We start from the raw sequence: 786 nt of genomic DNA, 5'->3' as shown, positions 1-786 counted from the left end.
GTATTAGTCCGGTTGTGACTTATCAAGGTAAACGGTTGGGAATATATTATTTTGAACAAGGTGCCTCAGAGCGCCCCGGAAAAGTAGTTTATGATCGTGAAAATTCGTCCTTTTCACTGCTGAGAAAAGGTATAATTAATTGGGAAGAGATTTTTAAAGATGCTTGTTGGTTTCACTGGTCAGGCATCACACCATCGCTTTCTCAAGAACTGGCTGATTTGTGTCAGGAAGCATTAGAAACGGCTTCACGCATGGGCTTAACTATTTCGGCAGATTTGAATTACAGACCAACACTATGGCAATATGGGAAAAATCCTAATGAAGTAATGCCTAATTTAGTGAAATATAGCGATTTGTTGCTTGGCGGAATAGACGAAACCGAAAAAGTATTGGGCATCTCTTTCGACGAAAAGGAAACTACAGAAGAAGTGTTTTCTAAATGGATGACCACTTTTCCAAAATTAAAAAATATTGTAAGTACCAAAAGAATCAAAGCCAATGCTTCATCCAATGGGTTGAGTGCCCTGTTTTGGGACGGCGAAAAACTATACAAATCACGGAAATATTATGTATCTCACATCATTGATAGAATTGGTGCAGGTGATGCTTTTATGGCAGGAATTATTCATGGTATGATAACTTGGCCAAACAATCATCAAAAAGCTTTAGAATTTGCAGTGGCTGCCACATGCTTAAAACATTCGATTTCTGGGGATATTAATTTATCAACCGTACAAGAAGTAGAGGCCTTGATGAATGGAATGGGTGGTGGCAGAGTATCAAGAT

1 protein-coding gene is annotated in these 786 nt (G+C 38.5%); it reads left to right on the top strand.

Annotation, left to right across the window (positions count from 1 at the left end; genetic code table 11):
- Positions 1-35: 35 nt before the first annotated feature.
- The coding region (locus IU405_RS01155; RefSeq protein ID WP_197436794.1) for a sugar kinase at positions 36-786 on the top strand (751 nt) is incomplete at its 3' end.

This window comes from Polaribacter sp. BAL334 (assembly GCF_015767435.1).
Classification (GTDB): Bacteria; Bacteroidota; Bacteroidia; order Flavobacteriales; family Flavobacteriaceae; genus Polaribacter.
Note: the sequence above shows the minus strand (reverse complement) of the source record. Positions and strands in the feature narration are given on the sequence as shown.